The organism is Angustibacter speluncae, assembly GCF_054777815.1.
On sequence record NZ_BAAHAF010000092.1, the window covers coordinates 34,187 to 51,532 of the forward strand.

At 73.6% G+C, this 17,346-nt stretch carries 14 protein-coding genes; 5 read left to right on the forward strand and 9 right to left on the reverse strand.

From position 1 onward, the window contains the following. Positions 1–4 precede the first annotated feature (4 nt). From ACYVKY_RS11875 to ACYVKY_RS11910, 8 genes are all read right to left on the reverse strand, one after another. On the reverse strand, positions 5–1,333 hold the full coding sequence (locus tag ACYVKY_RS11875) for an ABC transporter permease (RefSeq protein ID WP_460435195.1): 1,329 nt from the start codon (positions 1,331–1,333) through the stop codon (positions 5–7). Next, entirely contained in the window at positions 1,330–2,934 is a 1,605-nt protein-coding gene (locus tag ACYVKY_RS11880) for an ABC transporter ATP-binding protein (protein ID WP_460435196.1), read from the reverse strand. The genes ACYVKY_RS11875 and ACYVKY_RS11880 overlap by 4 nt, the downstream gene beginning before the upstream one ends. Positions 2,935–3,062: 128 nt before the next feature. Continuing rightward, positions 3,063–4,160, reverse strand: coding sequence for a BMP family lipoprotein (locus tag ACYVKY_RS11885; RefSeq protein ID WP_460435197.1), 1,098 nt, complete (start codon positions 4,158–4,160; stop codon positions 3,063–3,065). A 306-nt stretch (positions 4,161–4,466) separates the two neighbouring features. Continuing rightward, positions 4,467–5,681: a zinc-binding metallopeptidase family protein gene (locus tag ACYVKY_RS11890; protein WP_460435198.1), complete on the reverse strand. Its 1,215-nt coding sequence runs from the start codon at positions 5,679–5,681 to the stop codon at positions 4,467–4,469. Positions 5,682–5,727: 46 nt separating this feature from the next. After that, on the reverse strand, positions 5,728–6,717 hold the full coding sequence (meaB, locus tag ACYVKY_RS11895; protein ID WP_460435199.1) for an ArgK/MeaB family GTPase: 990 nt from the start codon (positions 6,715–6,717) through the stop codon (positions 5,728–5,730). After that, positions 6,717–8,924, reverse strand: a complete 2,208-nt coding sequence (gene scpA, locus ACYVKY_RS11900) for a methylmalonyl-CoA mutase (protein ID WP_460435200.1) — start codon at positions 8,922–8,924, stop codon at positions 6,717–6,719. Before scpA ends, meaB begins: the two co-directional genes overlap by 1 nt. Next, positions 8,921–10,816 carry a methylmalonyl-CoA mutase family protein gene (locus tag ACYVKY_RS11905; RefSeq protein ID WP_460435201.1) on the reverse strand — a complete coding sequence of 632 codons (1,896 nt, stop codon included), beginning with the start codon at positions 10,814–10,816 and terminating at the stop codon, positions 8,921–8,923. Before ACYVKY_RS11905 ends, scpA begins: the two co-directional genes overlap by 4 nt. Positions 10,817–10,876: 60 nt before the next feature. Then, positions 10,877–11,980 carry a mannose-1-phosphate guanylyltransferase gene (locus tag ACYVKY_RS11910; protein WP_460435202.1) on the reverse strand — a complete coding sequence of 368 codons (1,104 nt, stop codon included), beginning with the start codon at positions 11,978–11,980 and terminating at the stop codon, positions 10,877–10,879. A gap of 103 nt (positions 11,981–12,083) precedes the next feature. Here ACYVKY_RS11910 and ACYVKY_RS11915 point away from each other — a divergent pair, with 103 nt between their 5' ends. The 5 genes from ACYVKY_RS11915 (at position 12,084) to ACYVKY_RS11935 (ending at position 16,790) form a co-directional block, all read left to right on the forward strand. After that, positions 12,084–13,250 carry a glycosyltransferase family protein gene (locus tag ACYVKY_RS11915; protein ID WP_460435203.1) on the forward strand — a complete coding sequence of 389 codons (1,167 nt, stop codon included), beginning with the start codon at positions 12,084–12,086 and terminating at the stop codon, positions 13,248–13,250. 123 nt (positions 13,251–13,373) lie between these two features. Further along, positions 13,374–13,763: a succinate dehydrogenase, cytochrome b556 subunit gene (gene sdhC / locus ACYVKY_RS11920; protein ID WP_460435236.1), complete on the forward strand. Its 390-nt coding sequence runs from the start codon at positions 13,374–13,376 to the stop codon at positions 13,761–13,763. Between the two features lie 4 nt (positions 13,764–13,767). Further along, entirely contained in the window at positions 13,768–14,226 is a 459-nt protein-coding gene (locus ACYVKY_RS11925; protein WP_460435204.1) for a succinate dehydrogenase hydrophobic membrane anchor subunit, read from the forward strand. A 33-nt stretch (positions 14,227–14,259) separates the two neighbouring features. After that, positions 14,260–16,020: a succinate dehydrogenase flavoprotein subunit gene (gene sdhA, locus ACYVKY_RS11930; protein ID WP_460435205.1), complete on the forward strand. Its 1,761-nt coding sequence runs from the start codon at positions 14,260–14,262 to the stop codon at positions 16,018–16,020. After that, positions 16,020–16,790, forward strand: coding sequence for a succinate dehydrogenase iron-sulfur subunit (locus ACYVKY_RS11935; RefSeq protein WP_460435206.1), 771 nt, complete (start codon positions 16,020–16,022; stop codon positions 16,788–16,790). The genes sdhA and ACYVKY_RS11935 overlap by 1 nt, the downstream gene beginning before the upstream one ends. A gap of 31 nt (positions 16,791–16,821) precedes the next feature. On the opposite strand, the gene ACYVKY_RS11940 is transcribed toward ACYVKY_RS11935, so the two are convergent. Continuing rightward, positions 16,822–17,328, reverse strand: coding sequence for an endonuclease domain-containing protein (locus ACYVKY_RS11940; protein WP_460435207.1), 507 nt, complete (start codon positions 17,326–17,328; stop codon positions 16,822–16,824). Positions 17,329–17,346: the final 18 nt, after the last annotated feature.

Here is a 17,346-nt window from a genome sequence, read left to right on the forward strand (position 1 = left end):
TCGCTCACGCCGCCGCTCCCTTCGTCGCGGCGCGCAGCCGCTGCTTGTCGAGCTTGCGCTTCGTGCGCTCCTCGCTCGGCAGGAGGAACAGCCCGCGCACCAGCGGCGGGGCCGCGATGAACAGCACGATGAGCGACTGGATCACCAGGATCAGGTCGATCGGCACCCCGGTGCCCTGCATCGCGAAGCCACCCGCGCGCAGGCCGCCGAACAGCAGGGCGGCCAGCACGGTGCCGAGCGGCCGCGAGCGGCCGAGCAGGGCCACGGTGATGGCGTCGAACCCGAAGGACGCGGCGATGCCGCCGGTGAGCGCCCGCTCGGTGCCGAGGATCTGGGCCGACCCGCCGAGGCCGGCCAGGCCGCCGGCGATGACCATGACCCAGAGGTACCCGTTCTCGACGTTCATGCCGGCCGTGCGCGCGGCGTGCGGGTTCTCGCCGATCGCGCGGAACTGGAAGCCCAGGGTCGAGCGCTCCATCAGCCACCAGACCGCGACCGCTGCGACCAGCGCGAGCAGGAAGCCGGCGTGGATGCGGTACCCGAGGAAGCCCAGCAGCAACGGGTAGCGGGCGGTGTCGGCCACCGGTGCGCTGATCGGCTGGTTCGTGGCGCCGCCCTGGAACAGGTCGGTGGTGAGCAGGTACGCCAGCAGGTAGAGCGCCACCGAGTTCAGCATGATCGTGACGATGACCTCGTTGGCCCCGGTACGGGCCTTGAGGAAGCCGGCGATGCCGCCCCACAGGGCACCGCCGAGGAACGCCCCGACCACGGCGATCAGCAGGTGCACGACGACCGGCAGGTCCATCGCGAAGCCGATGAAGCCGCCGACGGTGGCGCCGAGGACGATCTGGCCCTGCGCACCGATGTTGAACAGCCCGGCGCGGAAGCCGATGCCCAGCCCGAGCGCCGCGAAGATCAGCGGCACCGACACCGTCATCGTCTCGGTCAGCGACCGGATGCCCTGCCGGAAGGTGTCGGCCTCCCAGTTGTAGACCGAGCCGCGCAGCAGCGCGCCGAACGCGTCACCCACCGCGTTGGTCGAGTAGTAGACGAAGTCGTTGGGACGCGCGAACAGGTAGCCGGCCGAGCCCCGCACGTCCTCGTTCGTCACGACGATGAGGACCGCCGCCACGACGAGCGCGATCACGACCGCGAGGACGACGACGAGCGTCGACGACCCGAGCACCTGCTGCAGGTACGACGCCTGGCGGGGCGGCGGCGCGGGCGCCGACGACGGCTTCTGCGGCTCGACCGGCTTCTGCAGGTCCGCCGGCCGCTGCGCGTCCGACGACGGCGTCGGGGCCTTCCGCAGCGGGTCGGGCTGGTCGGTCACGACAGCTCCTTGCGGGTCGGGGCGGTCTGCTCGACGGCCTCCTGGTCGGCCTGGCTCAGGACGGTCTGGTGGGTCGCGGCCTGCTGGCGCGCCTCGTCCTCCGGGACGCCGGCCATCATCAGCCCGAGCACGTCGCGGTCGGTGCCGCCGGGCACGATGCCGACGACGCGTCCGCGGTACATGACGGCGATGCGGTCGCCGAGCTCGAGCGCCTCGTCGAGCTCGGTCGACACGATGATCACGGGGGTGCCGTGGTCGCGCTCGGCCACGATCCGCTTGTGCAGGAACTCGATCGAGCCGACGTCGACACCGCGGGTGGGCTGGCTGGCGACGAACAGCTTGAGCGGGCGCGACAGCTCGCGCGCCATCACGACCTTCTGCTGGTTGCCGCCGGACAGCTTGCCCGCGGGGTGGTCGGGCCCCTGCGTGCGGATGTCGAACTCCTCGATGCGGTGCTCGGCGTTGCGACGCAGCGCGTCCGGGCGCATCGAGCCGCGCTTGGCGAAGTCGCGGTCGTCGTAGCGGTCGAGCACCAGGTTCTCCGCGACCGAGAACGCGCCGACGATGCCGTCGAGGCTGCGGTCCTCGGGCACGAAGCCGACGCCCGAGCGCAGCACCTTGCCGACGCTGCGGCCGACGAGCTCGGTGCCCTCGAGGCGGATCGAACCGCGCGCGGGTCGGGTCAGACCGAGGATGCACTCGGTGATCTCGGTCTGGCCGTTGCCCTGCACGCCCGCGATGCAGAGGATCTCGCCGCGGGCGACGTCGAAGCTGACGTCATCGACCTGCGTCACCCCGGCGGCGTCGACGACGGTGAGGTTCTTCACCGAGAACGTCGTCTCGCCCGGCTCGGCCGGCGCCTTGTCGACGCCGAGGTCGACGCTGCGGCCCACCATCAGCGAGGCGAGCTCGGTCTCGGTGGACGTCGGCGAGGCCTCGCCCACGACCTGGCCGCGCCGGATGACGGTGATGCGGTCGGCGACCGCGCGCACCTCGCGCAGCTTGTGGGTGATGAAGACGATCGAGGTACCGGACTCCTTGAGCTGGCGCATGATCGCGATCAGCTCGTCGGTCTCCTGCGGCGTCAGCACCGCGGTCGGCTCGTCGAGGATGAGCACCTCGGCCCGGCGCGAGAGCGCCTTGATGATCTCGACCCGCTGCTGGGCGCCCACCGAGAGCTCCTCGACGACGGCGTCGGGGTCGATGTGGAACCCGAACCGGTCGGAGATCTCGCGGACGAGGCGGCGCGCCTTCTCGAGGTCGAGCAGCCCGCCGAACCCGCCGCGGGTCGGCTCGTGCCCCAGGGCGACGTTCTCGGCGACGGTGAAGACCGGGACGAGCATGAAGTGCTGGTGCACCATGCCGATGCCCGCGGCCATCGCCTGGCCCGGGCCGGCGAAGGTGACGGGACGGTCGTCGACGAGGATCTGGCCGCCGTCCGGGTCGTAGAACCCGTACAGCACGTTCATCAGCGTGCTCTTGCCCGCCCCGTTCTCGCCGAGGAGGGCGTGGATCTCCCCCGGCTCGACCACCAGGTCGATGTGGTCGTTCGCGACCAGGGACCCGAAGACCTTCGTGATCCCGCGCAGCTCGAGCCTCACGCTCGCTCCCTTCACCGGGTGGGGTGCACAGGCACCCTAGTGCTTCGTCGGACGGGCTCACCGGGGGACGGACGACGGCCCGGGCACAGGCCCGGGCCGTCGTCAGCGGTGCGGTCGTCCCGCGGAGGTCACGGGGAGTTCGGGGACTCCACCACGAGCTCGCCGGAGATGATCTGCTCCTTGAGCGCCTCGACCTCGGCGGCCAGCTCGGCGGGCACCTGCGACTCGAAGTCGTGGTACGGCGCCAGGCCGATGCCCTCGTTCTCGAGGGTGCCGACGTACGGCTCGGACGAGAAGCCGCCGTCAGCGGCCTCGGACACGGTGTCGAAGACGGCCGGGCCCATGTTCTTCATGACCGAGGTCATGATGATGTCGCCGTACTCGGTGGTGTTGTAGCCGTCCGAGTCGACCCAGATGATGCTGGCCGTGCCCCGCTCCTTGGCGGCGGCGGCGGCGCCGAGGCCGACCGGGCCGGCCACGGGCAGGATGATGTCGGCACCCTGGTCCATGAACGTGTTGGCCTGGTTCGTCCCGTTGCTCTGGTTCTCGAAGTCACCGGTGAACGCGCCGGTCTGCGACTCCTTGTCCCAGCCGAGGACCTCGACGTTGGTGCCCTTGTCCTCGTTGTGCTTGGCGACGCCGTCGGCGAAGCCGTCCATGAAGATGGCGACCGAGGGCAGCTGGATGCCGCCGAAGGTGGCGACCTTGCCGGTCTTGGACATGCCCGCGGCCAGGTAGCCCGCCAGGTAGGACGCCTCGGCGGTGTTGAACAGCAGCGGCTTGCCGTTCTCGAGCTCGACCGGGTTGAAGTCGGCGTCGGAGAACGAGGAGTCGATCAGCGCGAAGTCGGTCTCGGCGTTCGCCTCGGCCGCGGTCTGGATCGGGTCCTCGAGCAGGAAGCCGACGCCGATGATCAGGTTGCAGTTGTCGTTGACGAGCTGGTCGACGTTCGGGGTGAAGTCGGTCTCGGCGGCCGACTCGAGCTCGACGACCTCGATGCCCAGCTCGGACTCGGCCTGGTCGAGGCCCTCCTTGGCGGCCTGGTTGAACGACTGGTCGTCGAAGCCGCCCGAGTCGGAGACCATGCAGGCCTTGTAGTCGCTGCCGCCGGCGTCGCCGCCGCCCGAGCCGCTGGTGGTCGTGGTCTCGTCGGGCGCCTCACCGCACGCCGCGAGGACCAGGGCGGCGATGCTCAGCACCGCGGCACCGTGAACGAGTCGCTTCACTTGGGGTTCCTCCACATCCGACGCGGCCCGCTGCGCACGTCGCTGGTGGAGTGTAGGAGCCCGAAAGCCGTGCGGACGGCCCTTCCCCGGCCGCCGCCGGGGACCGTTACCCATCCGCAACTCGCGGGTAGCCGACCGGGTGACCCCCGAGCGAGGGAGCGCGGGCGACCACGGAGATCAGCCCCGGCGACCGGTCGGCTCCGGCGCGCCGAGCGAGGGAGCGAAGCGACCGAGCCGAGGTGGGAGGAGCCGACCAGGTCGTGGGAGCCGGGGCTGCGCGAGCGCCAGCGAGCAGACAGCAGAGCGTCAGCGAGCAGAAAGTAGAGCGGCGGCCACCAGCAGCCGGACGCCGACGCCGATGGCGGCCTCGTCGGGCTCGAAGTCGCCGCGGTGCAGGTCGTAGGTGTGGCCGCCGGGGGCCCGCGTGCCGAGCCGCGCGAGCGCGCCGGGCACGCCCTCGAGGTACCAGGCGAAGTCCTCGCCCCCGAGGCTCTGCTCGGTCGGCGCGACGGCCTCCGGGCCGATCCCGGTGCGCGCGGCCTGCTCGAGCAGGGCGACCGAGGTCGCCTCGTTCACGGTCGGCGGGACGCCCCGCGAGTGCAGCAGCTTGGCCTCGACGCCGAGCGGCGCGACCAGGTGCTCGAGCACCTCGGCGAGCACGTCGCCGGCCCGGGCCCAGGCGGTCGCGTCGAGCACGCGCAGCGTCCCCTCGATTTCGCCCGAGCGCGGGATCGCGTTGGCCGCTCCCCCGGCCTGCACGCGTCCCCACACCAGCGAGGCGCCGGCGCGCGGGTCGAGGCGGCGCGACAGCGCCGCCGGCAGCCCGGTGACCACCTGGCCGAGGGCGAACACGAGGTCGCCGGTGAGGTGCGGGCGCGAGGTGTGCCCGCCGTCGCCCGACAGCACGACCTTGACGTGGTCGGCGGCGCTGGTGATGGGTCCGACCCGCAGGCCGACCCGGCCGGTGTCGAGGTGGGGGTCGCAGTGCACGGCGAGGATGCGGTCGACGCCGTCGAGGCCACCGGCAGCGAGCACGTCGAGCGCGCCGCCGGGGTTGGTCTCCTCGGCGGGCTGGAACACCAGCCGGACCCGGCAGCGCAGCCGGTCGCGCAGCGCGGCGAGCACCAGGCCGGCCCCGAGCACGGTGGTGGTGTGGACGTCGTGGCCGCAGGCGTGCGCGATGCCCGGGACGGTGGACGCCCACGGGGTGCCGGTCTCGTCCGGCAGCGGCAGGGCGTCGAGGTCGGCCCGCAGCGCGAGGGTGAGCACCGGGCCGGGCGTGCCGGCGGGCGGGTCGATGTCGCAGGTGAGCCCCGTGCCGGGCAGCAGCCGCGGCTCGAGGCCGGCGGCCCGCAGCCGGGCCGCGACGACGCCGGTCGTGCGCACCTCGGTGCGTCCGGTCTCGGGGTGGGCGTGCACGTCGCGCCGCACGGCGACCAGCTCCGGCAGGAGGGCGGCGAGGGCGGCGTCGACCTGCGGGTCGCGCGAGGCGTGCGGCTGGGGGCTCTGCTGGGTGTCCACGGTGCCGTCCAGGGTATCGCCGCGGCCCGCGCGGGGCCGCCGCGGCTCAGCGGAGCGCGTCGAGCAGCGCCTGGGCGGCCAGCGTCGGGGTGAGCGCGCCCTCGCGGACCTCGGCGGTGAGGCCGGGCAGCCGCTCGCGCACCGACGGGTCGGTCAGCAGCCGGTCGAGCAGGCGGTCGCGCACCATCTGCCACATCCAGTCGACCTGCTGGTCGGCCCGGCGCGTCACCAGCTCGCCCGCCTCGGCGAGCGCGTCGCGGTGCGCCCGCACCGCCCCCCAGACCTCGTCGAGGCCGGCGCCGGTGAGTGCCGAGCAGGGCAGCACCCGCGGGCGCCAGGCCGCGCTCGTCGGCGTCATCAGCCGGAGCGCGCCGGACAGCTCGCGCGCGGCGGCCCGGGCGTCGCCCTCGTGGGCGCCGTCGGCCTTGTTCACCGCCACCACGTCGGCGAGCTCGAGGATCCCCTTCTTGATGCCCTGCAGGGAGTCGCCGGTGCGCGCGATCGTCAGCAGCAGGAAGGTGTCGACCATCTGCGCGACGGTCGTCTCGGACTGGCCGACCCCCACCGTCTCGACCAGCACGACGTCGTAGCCCGCGGCCTCGACCACGACCATCGTCTCGCGGGTGCGGCGGGCGACGCCGCCGAGCGTCCCGGCGGTCGGCGAGGGCCGCACGAACGCGGCCGGGTCGTTCGACAGCGCCGACATCCGGGTCTTGTCGCCGAGGATCGAGCCGCCCGTGCGCGTCGACGACGGGTCGACCGCGAGCACCGCCACCCGGTGCCCCGCCGCGGTCAGCCGGGTGCCCACCGCCTCGATGAAGGACGACTTGCCCACGCCGGGGACGCCGGACACGCCCACCCGCGTCGTCGGGGCCGCGTCCGCACCGGGGGCCAGCTCGAGCAGCAGCTGCTGCGCCCGCTCCTGGTGGTCGGCACGGGTCGACTCGACCAGCGTGATCGCCCGGGCGAGCAGCGCCCGGTCGCCGGCCCGGACCCCACCGGCGAGCTCGGCGACGTCGGGCAGCGCCCGGGCCATCAGGCGTCGTGGCCGGTGTCGTCGTGCCCGAGGGCCGCGGCGAGCTTGCCGAGCAGGTCGGTCGCGGCCTGCGCGATCACCGTGCCGGGCGGGAAGACCGCGGCCGCGCCCATCTCGAGCAGCGTCGGCACGTCGGCGGGCGGGATCACACCCCCGACCACGACCATGATGTCGTCGCGGCCGAGCTCGGCCAGGGCCGACCGCAGCTCGGGCACCAGGGTGAGGTGACCGGCCGCGAGCGAGCTCGCACCGACGACGTGCACGTCGGACTCCACCGCCTGCCGCGCGACCTCCTGCGGCGTCTGGAAGAGCGGGCCGACGTCGACGTCGAAGCCGAGGTCGGCGAACGCCGTCGCGATCACCTTCTGGCCGCGGTCGTGGCCGTCCTGGCCCATCTTCGCGACGAGGATGCGCGGCTGGCGCCCCTCGCGCTCGGCGAACTCCTGCACGAGCTCGCGGGCGGTCTGGATCGCCGGGTTGCTGCCGGCCTCCTCGGAGTACACACCGGAGATGATGCGCACCTGGCCGGCGTGGCGCCCGAAGACCTTCTCCATCGCGTCCGAGATCTCGCCGACCGTCGCCTTCGCGCGCGCGGCCGCGACGGAGAGCGCGAGCAGGTTCTCGTCGTCGCCGCGGGTGCTGCCGTCGACCGAGCGGGCGGCCGCCTCGGTGAGCCGGCGCAGCGCGTCGTCGACCTCGCTGGCGTCGCGCTCCTCGCGCAGCCGGCGCAGCTTGTCGAGCTGCTCGCGCCGCACCTGCGCGTTGTCGACCCGCAGCACGTCGATCTCCTCGTCGACGTCGACGACGTACTTGTTCACGCCGAGGACGGGCTGGCGGCCGGAGTCGATGCGCGCCTGCGTGCGCGCCGCCGCCTCCTCGACCCGCATCTTGGGGATGCCGGCGTCGATCGCGGCGGCCATGCCGCCGGCGCGCTCGACCTCCTCGATGTGCGCCCAGGCGCGGCGGGCGAGGTCGTAGGTGAGCCGCTCGACGTAGTGGCTGCCGCCCCACGGGTCGACGACGTCGGTGGTCCCCGACTCCTGCTGCAGGAGCAGCTGGGTGTTGCGCGCGATGCGGGCCGAGAAGTCGGTGGGCAGCGCGAGCGCCTCGTCGAGGGCGTTGGTGTGCAGCGACTGGGTGTGGCCCTGCGTCGCGGCCATCGCCTCGGCGCAGGTGCGCACGACGTTGTTGAAGACGTCCTGCGCCGTCAGCGACCAGCCCGACGTCTGGGAGTGGGTGCGCAGCGACAGCGAGCGCGGGTTCTGCGGCTCGAACCGGTTCACCAGCTTCGACCACAGCAGCCGGGCCGCCCGCATCTTGGCGATCTCCATGAACACGTTCATGCCGATCGCCCAGAAGAAGCTGAGCCGCGGCGCGAACACGTCGACGTCGAGCCCCGCCTCGACGCCCGCGCGCAGGTACTCGACGCCGTCGGCGAGGGTGTAGGCGAGCTCGAGGTCGTTCGTCGCCCCGGCCTCCTGGATGTGGTACCCGGAGATCGAGATCGAGTTGAAGCGAGGCATGTTCGCGCTCGTGAACGCGAAGATGTCGGAGATGATGCGCATCGACGGCTGCGGCGGGTAGATGTAGGTGTTGCGGACCATGAACTCCTTGAGGATGTCGTTCTGGATCGTCCCCGTGAGCTGCTCCGGCTTCACCCCCTGCTCCTCGGCCGCCACCACGTAGAGGGCGAGCACCGGCAGCACGGCGCCGTTCATGGTCATCGACACCGACATCCGGTCGAGCGGGATGCCGTCGAACAGCTGGCGCATGTCGAGGATCGAGTCGATCGCGACGCCCGCCATCCCGACGTCGCCCGCCACCCGCGGGTGGTCGGAGTCGTAGCCGCGGTGGGTCGCGAGGTCGAACGCGATCGACAGGCCCTTCTGCCCGGCCGCGAGGTTGCGGCGGTAGAAGGCGTTCGACTCCGCGGCGGTCGAGAACCCGGCGTACTGGCGGACGGTCCACGGCTGCGTCGTGTACATCGTCGGGTACGGCCCGCGCAGGTACGGGGTGACGCCCGGGTACGTGGCGAGGAAGTCGACGTCGCGCAGGTCGTCCGCGGTGTAGAGCGGCTGCACCGGGATGCCCTCGGGCGAGTCCCAGGCGGTCGGCCGCTCGCGGCCCGCGAGCGCGTCGTCCCAGCCCGCGCGGGCGGACGTGGGCGACTCGAGCGGGACGCCGGTGAAGTCGGGGACGGTGCTCACGCCTTCGCCTCCTCGGTCGCGCGGTGCACGAGGTCGATGGCGGCCAGCGCGTCGCAGCCGGCGTGCACCAGCCCGTCGACGCCCGGCACCGGCTCGGCGGGGCGTCCCGCGAGCAGGACGACCCGCGCACCCGCCTCGTGCAGGGCGGCCGCGGTCGCCTCGGCGCGCTCGTCGTACAGCGCGTCGCCGGAGCAGAGCACGGCGACGGGGGTGGACGCCTCGCGGAACGCGGCCACGACCGCCTCGACGTCGTCGGTGGGTCCCGCCTCGGGGGTGGCGACGCCTCCGCCGGCGAACAGGTTGCGGCAGAACGAGGCCCGGGCGGAGTAGGTGGCGAGCGGCCCGAGCGTGGCCAGGAACGCGGTGGGACGCCGGCCGTCGCGGGCGAGCGCCTCGTCGGACCGGTCGCGGAACGCCTCGAACGCCCCGGCCGGGCGGTAGCGGGGCAGGCCCGCGGGCTCGGCGCGCCCGGGCAGCGGGTCGCGCACCAGCGGCTTCTCGTCGAGGTCGGCGAACTCGCTGACGCCCGTGACGGGGGCGGTGCGCCTCGCCGCACGACGCTCGCGGCCGGCGCGGACCTCCTCGACCTCGCGGGCGAGCGAGCCGTCGTCGAGCACCGCCAGCACGCCGCCGCCGGCCTCGATGCGCTGGAACGCCTCCCACCCGGCGCGCGCCAGGTCGTCGGTGAGGCGCTCGACGTACCAGGAGCCGCCGCCGGGGTCCATCACCCGGGCGACGTGCGACTCCTCGACGAGCAGCAGCTGCGTGTTGCGGGCGAGTCGACGCGAGAACGCCTGCGGCGCACCGACCTCCACGTCGAACGGCGGGACCGTGACCGCGTCGGCACCACCCACGCCGGCCGCGAACGCGGCGACGGTGCCGCGCAGCACGTTCACGTACGGGTCGCGGCGGGTGAAGGTGGTGTCGCTGACGACGGCGTGCTGGCGCTGCGCGACCTCGGTCGTGCCGCACGCCTCCAGCACCCGCGCCCACAGCCGCCGCGCGGCGCGCAGCAGGGCGATGGTCGGGAACTGCTCGGCCGTCACGGCGTACCGGAACTCCAGCACCCGCGCGGCCGCGGCGACGTCGAGCCCGTCGTCGACGAGCGCGCGCAGGTACGCCACACCGGACGCCAGCGAGAACCCGAGCTGCTGGGCGTCCGACCCGCCGGCCTCGCGCACCGCCGAGGCGTCGACGGTGACGGCGGCGACGTGCGGGTACGACTCCGCCACGCGGCGGGCCAGCGGGACGACGGACGCGACGTCCGGACCGGTGCCGGTGCGGGCGCGCAGCCCGACCGGGTCGAGGCCGAGCGAGGCGAGCAGGTCGCCGGGCGCGGTGCCGCGCGCGTCGGCCAGGTCGAGCAGCGCGTCGACCGCCTGCTGCGCCTCGGCTCCCGCGTCGAGCGCGACCGCCGCCAGGTCGAGCAGGACGCCGTCGAGCGCCGCGGGCAGGTCGGCGACGGGGACCCCGCCCTCGCCGGCCGCGAGCCACACCGAGGTGACCCCGCCGTCCAGGTCGGCGAGCACCGCCTCGCGGACGGCGGCGGCGTCGGTGCCGGTGTGGCGCTGCCGCACGTCCCAGCCGTCGGGCCGGCCCTCGGCGCGGGAGCCGCGGGTGAACGGCCAGGCACCCGGGGCACCCGCGTCGTCGACGCCCTCGACGTCGGCCGCGGTGTAGAGCGGGAGCACCCGCACGCCGTCCGGGCGGGTGCGGGTCAGGACGTCGAGGCCGGCGCCGGTGGGGGCGTCGTCGGCGAGCCGGCCGGCCTTGCGGAGCACGCCGTCGACCGCGCGGAGCCACTGCTCGCGCTCGACGGCGTCGAACTCGGACGCCAGCCGCAGCACCTCGGGCTCGGGGGGTGGGGCTGCCGCGGGCTCGGTACCGGTCACCCGCGCGAGTCTAGGGAGCGCGGGCGCGGGCGGCCTCCCGCTGTGACGCACCCGACCCCGTCAGAGCAGGTCGTCGCGGCCCTCGCTCCGCAGCCGCTCGACGACCTCCTTCACCCGCTGCGCGTGGCCGGTGGTGGTGACGAGCAGCGCGTCCGGGGTGTCGACGACGACGACGTCGTCGAGCCCGACGACGGTGACCACGCGACCGGACGCGGGCACGACCAGCCCGCCGCTGCCGACCTCGACCACCTCGCCGTCGCCGAGCACCCGGGGGCCCGAGACCGCTTCCGGCAGCAGGGCCGTCAGCGACGCCCAGTCGCCCACGTCGTCCCAGCCGAACCCGCCGGGCACGGTCGCGACCCCGCCGGTCGCGGCGACCGGCTCGGCGATCGCGTGGTCGATCGCGATCTTCGTCAGCCCGGGCCACACCCGGTCGAGGACCGCGTCGTCACCGGCGTCCAGCGCGGCGGCGATCTCGACCAGGCCGTCGTGCAGTGCCGGCAGCTGCCGGTGCAGGTGCTCGAGCAGCGTCGCGGCCCGGACGACGAACATGCCCGCGTTCCAGCGGTAGCCGCCCTCGTCCAGGTAGCGAGTCGCCGTCCCGTGGTCGGGCTTCTCGACGAACTCGACGACCGCCTGCGCGTCCGGTGCGCCGTCGACCTCGATCGCCGCGCCCGAGCGGACGTAGCCGAACCCGGTGGCCGGGGACGTCGGCTCGATGCCGACCGTGCACACCCAGCCGTCGCGCGCGACCGCGACGGCCTGGCGGACGGTGGCGTGGAAGGCGTCGACGTCGCCGATGACGTGGTCGGCCGCGAACGAGCCGATCACGACCTCGGGGTCGCGCCGCACGAGGACGGCCGCGGCGAGGCCGATGGCGGCCATCGAGTCGCGGGGGGACGGCTCGGCGAGCAGGTCGGCGGGCGCGAGGTGGGGCAGCTGCTCGCGCACCGCGTCGGCGTGCGCGCGCCCGGTGACGACGACGACCCCGCCCTCGCCGGTGAGCGGGACGAGCCGGTCCCAGGTGCCCTGCAGCAGCGTGCGGCCGGTGCCGGTCAGGTCGTGCAGGAACTTGGGCGAGGCGGCGCGCGAGAGCGGCCACAGCCGGGTGCCCGCACCACCGGCGGGGATGACGGCCACGAAGCCGGGCAGCGGGTCGGTCATGGGACCAGCCTCCCAGCGAACGGCGCGACGCCGTCACCCGACCGTCACCCGACACCCGATCGGACGTCGCCGTCCGGACACCCGCGGGCGGGACGGTCGGCGCGTGCGGGTCGCCGTGGTCACCGAGTCCTTCCTGCCCAGCGCCAACGGGGTCACGACGAGCGTGCTGCGGGTGCTCGACCACCTGCGCACCCGCGGCCACGACGCGGTCGTCGTCTGCCCCGGTCCGGCGCCGTCGTCGTACGCCGGGTTCCCGGTGCGGACGCTGCCGTCGGTGCCGGTCCGCGGGTTCAGCCTGGGGCTGCCGTCGACCGCCGTCGCCGCCACCCTCGCCGGGTTCGCGCCCGACGTCGTCCACGTCGCGTCGCCGTTCGCGCTCGGGGCGCAGGCCCTGGCCGCGGCGCGCCGGCTCGATGTCCCGTCGGTCGCGGTGTTCCAGACCGACGTGGCCGGGTACGCGCGCCGGCACCGGCTCGGCGCGGCCGAGCGCCCGGTCTGGCGGTGGCTGCGCCGGGTGCACGACCTCGCCGACCTGACCCTCGCACCGTCCGGGCCCACGCTGGCCGAGCTGCGCCGGCGCGGGTTCCGGCGGCTGGGGCGGTGGGGGCGCGGCGTCGACACCGTCGGCTTCCACCCGCGGCACCGCGCGACGGCGGCCGGGGCCGGGCTGCGGGCCGAGCTCCTGGGCGGCCGCGAGGTGCTCGTCGGGTACGTCGGGCGGCTCGCGCCCGAGAAGGACGTCGAGCTGCTGCGCGCGGTGGCCGACCTGCCCGGCGCCCGGGTCGTGGTGGTGGGCGACGGCCCCTCGCGCGCGTCGGTGGCCGCCGCGCTCGACGGCACCGGTGCGCGGCTGCTCGGGCGGCTCGACGGCGAGGGGCTGGCGACGGCGTACGCCGTCCTCGACGTCTTCGTGCACACCGGCGCGCACGAGACGTTCGGGCAGACGCTCCAGGAGGCGATGGCGAGCCGGGTGCCGGTCGTGGCGCCCGCGCGCGGCGGTCCGCTCGACGTGGTCGACCACGGCCGCACCGGCCTGCTCGTCCCGCCCGGCGACCCGCGCGCGCTGCGCGCGGCCGTGTCCGACCTGGTGGTGCACGGCGCGGCGAGCCGGCAGCTGCGGGCCGTGATGGGCGAGACGGGGCGCCGGGTGAGCCTCGGACGCACCTGGGACGCCGTCGGCGACGCCCTCCTCGGGCACTACGCGGGGGTGCTCGCGGACCGCCGCGCGGATGCACCCCGGGCAGTGGGCGATCTCACGACGGCCCGGTGAGGCGGGTGCCCGGTACGTCCGTAGACTGACGCAGTCCTGGACGGCCCGACCCAGCGGGCCGCGTGATGAGGAGGCGGTCCGGTGGCTGACACCACGACAACCACCACGTCGGCCGGCGCCGGTCTGCCGTCGGGCAAGCCCGGCAGGGTGGCGGGCAGCCTCTACCGCGGCCGCGAGGGCATGTGGTCCTGGGTCGCCCACCGGGTCACCGGGTTCGCGATCTTCATGTTCCTGCTCGTGCACGTCCTCGACACCGCGCTCGTGCGGGTGTCGCCGGCGGCGTACAACGACGTGATCGCCACCTACAAGAACCCGGTCATGGGGCTGGGTGAGGCCGGCCTGGTCGCCGCCATCCTGTTCCACGCCTTCAACGGCATCCGGATCGTCCTGGTCGACTTCTGGGCGAAGGGGCCGCGGTACCAGCGCCAGATGCTCTGGGGCGTCGGTGTCGTCTGGGTCGTGCTGTTCGTGCCGTTCATCGTCCGGCACCTGTCTCACGTGTTCGGAGGCTGACCCCGTGACCGCTCCCGCCTCCCCCGCGCTCGACGCGCCGCGCTCGCCCTACCGCCGCAGCCCCGCCAACCGGCCCGGCTTCGAGATGCTCACCTGGGTGTTCATGCGGCTGTCCGGCGTCCTGCTGGTCGTGCTCGTGCTGGGCCACCTCTTCGTCAACCTGATGGTCGGCGAGGGCGTCAACGCGATCGACTTCGCCTTCGTCGGCGGCAAGTGGTCGAACCCGTTCTGGCAGGTGTGGGACCTCGCGATGCTGTGGCTCGCGATGCTGCACGGCGCCAACGGCGTCCGCACCATCATCAACGACTACGCCGAGCGCGACGGCACCCGGCTCGCCCTCAAGACCCTGCTGCTCGTGGCCACCGTCGTGGTGGTCGTGCTCGGCACGCTGGTCATCTTCACGTTCGACCCGTGCCCGCCCGGCGCGGACCCCGAGCTGCTCGCGTCGTTCTGCACGGCCTGAGCCCGGGTACCTGAGCAGGCAGAGGAGATCTCGATGCAGGTGCACAGCTACGACGTCGTGATCGTGGGTGCCGGCGGCGCCGGCATGCGCGCGGCCCTCGAGTCCAGCACGCGGGCCCGCACCGCGGTGCTGACCAAGCTCTACCCCACCCGCTCCCACACCGGCGCGGCACAGGGCGGCATGTGCGCCGCCCTCGCCAACGTCGAGGAGGACAACTGGGAGTGGCACACCTTCGACACCGTCAAGGGCGGCGACTACCTCGTCGACCAGGACGCCGCCGAGGTGATGTGCAAGGAGGCCATCGACGCCGTCCTCGACCTCGAGAAGATGGGCCTGCCGTTCAACCGCACGCCCGAGGGCCGCATCGACCAGCGCCGGTTCGGCGGGCACACCCGCAACCACGGCGAGGCCGCCGTGCGTCGCTCCTGCTACGCCGCCGACCGCACCGGTCACATGATCCTGCAGACGCTGTACCAGAACTGCGTCAAGCAGAACGTCGAGTTCTACAACGAGTTCTACGTCCTCGACCTGCTGATGAGCGAGATCGACGGCGAGGAGCGCGCGGCCGGCGTCGTGGCGTACGAGCTCGCCACCGGCGAGATCCACGTGTTCGGCGCCAAGTCGGTGGTGCTGGCCACCGGCGGCACCGGCAAGGTCTTCAAGACCACGTCGAACGCGCACACCCTCACCGGCGACGGCATGGGCATCGTGTACCGCCGCGGCCTGCCGCTCGAGGACATGGAGTTCTTCCAGTTCCACCCGACCGGCCTGGCGGGCCTCGGCATCCTGCTGTCCGAGGCCGCGCGCGGCGAGGGCGGCATCCTGCGCAACGGCGACGGCGAGCGGTTCATGGAGCGCTACGCCCCCACCATCAAGGACCTCGCGCCGCGCGACATCGTCGCCCGGTCGATGGCCAACGAGGTGCGCGAGGGGCGCGGCGCCGGCCCCAACAAGGACTACGTGCTGCTCGACCTCACCCACCTCGAGCCGGCGCACATCGACGCCAAGCTCCCCGACATCACCGAGTTCGCGCGCACCTACCTCGGCATCGAGCCCTACACCGAGCCGGTGCCCGTCTACCCCACCGCGCACTACGCGATGGGCGGCGTCCCGACGAACATCGAGACCGAGGTGCTGCGCGACAACACCACCGTCGTCCCGGGGCTGTACGCCGCCGGCGAGGTCGCGTGCGTGTCCGTCCACGGCTCGAACCGGCTCGGCACCAACTCGCTGCTCGACATCAACGTGTTCGGCAAGCGGGCCGGCATCGCCGCCGCCGAGTACGCCCTCAAGGTCGAGCACGCGCCGCTGCCCGAGGCGGCGGAGGTGCCCACCGTCGAGCTGCTCGAGGGCATCCGCGGGCGCGGCGAGGGCGAGAAGGTGGCGGTGCTCCGCAAGGAGCTGCAGGACACCATGGACCTCAACGCCCAGGTGTTCCGCACCGAGGCCTCGCTGAAGCAGGCGCTCGCCGACATCGACGTGCTGCAGGAGCGCTACCGCTCGATCACGGTGCAGGACAAGGGTCGCCGCTACAACACCGACCTGCTCGAGGCCGTCGAGCTCGGCTTCCTGCTCGACCTCGCCGAGGTCATCGTCGTCGGCGCGCTCGAGCGCAAGGAGTCGCGCGGTGGCCACTTCCGCGAGGACTACCCCGACCGCGACGACGTGAACTTCATGCGCCACACCATGGCCTACCGGGTGCCGTCGACCGACAGCCCCGGCACCGCCGACGTCCGGCTCGACTACAAGCCCGTCGTCACCACCCGCTACCAGCCGATGGAGCGCAAGTACTGATGAGCAGCGCCACCGCCGAGGCCGGCACCGAGTCCGGCTCGACCGCCGTCAAGGAGATCCCCTCGTTCGAGGTGACCCTGCGGATCCGCCGGTTCGACCCCGACCAGGACTCCGAGGCGCACTGGGAGGACTACCGGGTGCAGGTGCACGGCACCGACCGCGTCCTCGACGCGCTGCACACGATCAAGTGGGAGCAGGACGGCACCCTCACGTTCCGCCGCTCGTGCGCGCACGGCGTCTGCGGCTCCGACGCGATGCGCATCAACGGCCGCAACCGGCTGGCGTGCAAGACGCTGCTCAAGGACCTGAACCCCTCGAAGCCGATCACGGTCGAGGCGATCAAGGGCCTGCCACTGGAGAAGGACCTCGTCGTCGACATGGAGCCGTTCTTCCAGTCGTACCGCGAGGTGATGCCGTTCCTCATCACCTCGGGCCACGTGCCCACCAAGGAGCGGGTGCAGTCCGCCGCCGACCGCGAGCGGTTCGACGACACCACCAAGTGCATCCTGTGCGCCGCGTGCACCTCGTCCTGCCCGGTGTTCTGGACCGACGGCCAGTACTTCGGCCCGGCCGCGATCGTGAACGCGCACCGCTTCATCTTCGACAGCCGCGACGAGGGCGCCGACCGCCGCCTCGAGGTGCTCAACGACCGCGAGGGCGTCTGGCGCTGCCGCACCACCTTCAACTGCACCGAGGCCTGCCCCCGCGGCATCGAGGTCACCAAGGCCATCCGCGAGGTCAAGCAGGCCCTGCTGACCCGCCGCTTCTGACCCCCTCGCTGGGTCCCCTGAGGGCGAATCGTCAGGTAGTTGCCGTTCGGGAGGCCCTCCCGGGGGCGGATCGTCCGCTGTTCGCCGCGGCCCCGCCGACCGCCCGGCGCACCGCGGCCACGACGTCGGCCGGACGCCGCAGCAGGTCGGCCGTGACGTGCACGACGACCCAGCCCGCCTCGCGGAGGTGGTTCAGCCTGGCGCGGTCGCGCTCGAGCTGCTCGCGCAGCGCGTGCCACGCCCCGTCGTACTCGACTGCGACGCGGTGCTCGACCAGCGCCAGGTCGACGCGGGCGACGACCCGTCCCCGCACGCGGATCACGTACTGGGGCGTGGGGTCGAAGCCCGCCAGGACCAGGTGCACCCGTACGGCCGACTCCGGTAGCGACTCGGCGCGGGGGTCCACCAACCCGAACGCCCGTCTGACCGCGACGACGTCGTGGTCGCGCCGCAGCTGCTTCGGCGTCAGCACACCTTCGGCCACCGCCTCGCGTCCGAGGAACACAGCGGGCAGCAACAGGTCCGACGTCTTCGACACGAGGTCGACCGTGCCTCG